We start from the raw sequence: 3,171 nt of genomic DNA, 5'->3' as shown, positions 1-3,171 counted from the left end.
CTCAAGGCGCAAGGGCTGACGGTGCGTGAGGGCCCGGCGGGCAACCTGGCCGCGGTCGACGCCAACGGTCGTACGGTGTTCAAGGCACCGCCCGCGCGGATGTGGGACTCGGCGGGTGAGGCATCCGGGACGCAGACGCAGTGGGCGGTGAGGAAAACAGCCGTCACGGGCGGGGGCGAGCCTTCCGACCCGTCGGAGGCGGCTCCGTCGGGCTCTGGCCTCGAGCCCGGGCAGGGCGATGCGGTGGCTCCCATGGACGTGCAGGTCACGAAGGATTCCCTTTCGGTGGTGCCGGACGCAAAGATGCTGGCCAAGACCGATGCGTCGGCGTTCCCGTTGTTCATCGACCCGACGGTGACGTGGGGTGAGTCGGAGCGCACGCTGCTGCGTAGTGACGGTTATGAGTCCTACGGGTGGGGCAATGGGGACGACGGTCAGGGCAAGGGCGTAGGCAAGTGCGGGACCTGGAACGGCTATTACTGCGGTCCGGGGTATGTGCAGAGGCTGTACTTCGAGTTTTCGCCGGCCAACCTGAAGGGCAAGAACGTGCTGGATGCCACGTTCCGGGTGACGGAGCCGTGGGCATTCTAGTGCAGTCCTCGTTGGGTGGACCTGGTCCGCACGAACAACATCTCCGCTTCCACCACCTGGTCCTCGCGGCCCAAGGAACTGGATCTGATGGTCGGCCGGAACGTGTCGGCGGGCCGCGGGTCGCTGTGCGACCCGAACTCGCCGGATGCGCCGATCGAGTTCCGTGACGATCCGGCCAAGTCGAACGAGAACCTGACGCCGACGGTCAAGGATTTCGCGGCGGGCAAGTTCTCCCGGCTGACGCTGCAGATTCGGGCGCGCGACGAGTCGGACACCTCCGCGTGGAAGCGGTTCAAGAACGACGCGGTGCTCTCCGTGAAGTACGTTGGCATTCCCGCCACTCCGACTGAGGTCGGTGTGGTGACTGGCTCGAGCTATGTGTGCTCCACCAGCTCGGCCAGTCCGAGCGTTGTGTCCGATCCGACACCGCTGGTGCAGGGGCGGCCGCGCACCGTCGCCGGCGGTGAGTCGAGCGCCAACCTGCGTATCCGGTGGCGGACGGAGAAGTACGACGGTGCGAACTGGGTGCTGGCCCACACCGACCTCGACGGTCCGACTTCCGGATACGTCGGGAACCTGGTCAAGCAGTCCCGTAGCCTACCCACCCTCCAGGAGGGCGTGAAGTACCGGCTGAAGGCGCTGACCCTCTCCTACTACGAAGGCGGCACCGATCGGCTGAACACCGGCTACACCACGCCCTGCTACTTCACGGTCGACCCGACCGCGCCGAAGGCCCCGCAGGTGACGATCGGTTCCCCGTACACGGAGTGCACGACCAACGACTGTGTGGCCCGCGGCGGGCCCGGTCAGAGCGCGACCTTCACGTTCAAGGCCGCCGCGGGCGACACGAACAATGTGGCCTATGAGTACAGCCTGAATTCAGGATCGACGTGGGCGAACGCGAAGAAGACGTGTGTATCAGCCTGGATCCACCGCGTAGCGGACGGGCCGTGGACGGAGAAATCAGAAGAGGTGCCCGCTGACCTGGGATGATGGGAGTTCCTACGCTTCCACCGGTCCCGACCTGCAAGGCACCTCTCAAGTGAAATCGTCCCACAGCCCGGCGCGGGTGTTTGCCGCGTTCGACGAGCCGAATCTCATCGCGCATGCCGGACTGGTCCCGGTGATCCGGCTGGCCGAGCGGTGCGGCCTGCCGGCTCTGGTGGCCGAGAAGGTCAAACTGACCGGCGCGGCCAACGGCGCCGGCACGGCCCCCGACGCGAAGGCGATGAGCATCGTGGGCGGCATGGCCGCCGGCGCCGACTCCATCGACGACCTGGATGTCCTGCGGCACGGAGGGCTGCGGAAGCTCTTCGCAGGGGTGCGGGCACCGTCCACGCTGGGCACCTTCCTGCGCGCCTTCACCTGGGGACACGTCCGGCAACTCCAGTCCGCGACAAGCGCGTTCACCTGCAACCTGGCCGCCCACACCGGACTGGTGCCCACGACGGACGAGGTGGTGTTCGTCGACATCGACTCCAAGGTCAAGCAGGTCTACGGCCCGGCCAAGCAGGGCGCCTCGTTCGGCTACACCAAGGTCCGCGGGCTGCACTTCCAGATCGTCACGGTCAAGACGTCCACCTGCGCGCCGGTCATCGTCGCCACCCGGCTGCGCAGGGGCTCGGCGGGCTCCGGCAAGGGGGCGGCGAGTCTGCTGCGCGAGGCGCTGACCACGGTGCGGGCCATGGGGATCACCGCACAGATCATCGTGCGCGCCGACTCGGCCTACTTCTCCCACAAGGTCGTCGCCGCCTGCCGTCGGGCCGGCGCCCGCTTCTCGCTGGCCGTCGCGGTCACCAAGACGATCCGCGAAGCGATCGCGTCCATCGCCGAGGACGCCTGGACGCCGATCCGGTACACCGACGCGATCTGGGACGCCGAGGAGGAACGCTGGATCTCCGACGCCGAGATCGCCGAGATCCCGTTCACCGCGTTCACCAGCAAGAAGAAGCAGTTCCACACCACCGCCCGGCTGATCGTCCGCCGCGTGAAGCGGCTGAACCCGAAGACGGTGCCCGACGGACAAAGTGAGCTGTTCGCGGTCTGGCGCCATCATGTGGTCTTCACCGACAGCACCTTCGTCCTGACCGACGCCGAGCCCATGCATCGTGCTCACGCCGCGGTGGAACAGGTCTTCGCCGATCTGGAGGACTCCGCCCTGGCCCACCTGCCCTCGGGGAAGTTCACCGCGAACGCGGCCTGGCTCACCCTGGCCGCCACCGCCTACAACCTCACCCGCGCGGCCGGACACCTCGCTTCCGCCTTCCACGCACGGGCACGGACCGGCACGATCCGCCGTCATCTCATCGCCGTTCCGGCCCGCATCGCCCGCCCGGGACGACGAGTAGTGCTGCATCTGCCCCGACGCTGGCGCTGGGCCGACGACTTCACCGACCTGTGGACCGCCACCGGGCAGCGGATGCAGACCTGACCAACCGGACCCCCGCCCGTCCACGATCTGGAAGACCTCGGAGAACCCGCCACCGGAACGGCCATCCGGAAACCCGCCCTGCCCGGAACCGAAAATCCACCCCGAAACCAATCACACCGCGCGATCAAAGATCACGCGGTGGATCGAGG

The 3,171-nt window shown here is 67.5% G+C and carries 1 protein-coding gene and 1 pseudogene; both read left to right on the top strand.

Annotation, left to right across the window (positions count from 1 at the left end; translation table 11 throughout):
* Nucleotides 1-1,500, top strand: a pseudogene (locus RH94_RS02610) (LamG domain protein jellyroll fold domain protein); the annotation flags it as partial.
* Nucleotides 1,501-1,633: 133 nt separating this feature from the next.
* Nucleotides 1,634-3,022: an IS1380 family transposase gene (locus RH94_RS02605; RefSeq protein WP_073945630.1), complete on the top strand. Its 1,389-nt coding sequence runs from the start codon at nucleotides 1,634-1,636 to the stop codon at nucleotides 3,020-3,022.
* Nucleotides 3,023-3,171 lie beyond the last annotated feature (149 nt).

This window comes from Streptomyces kebangsaanensis, assembly GCF_001906585.1.
Taxonomy (GTDB): Bacteria; Actinomycetota; Actinomycetes; order Streptomycetales; family Streptomycetaceae; genus Streptomyces; species Streptomyces kebangsaanensis.
This window is presented reverse-complemented; position numbering and strand designations above follow the sequence as displayed.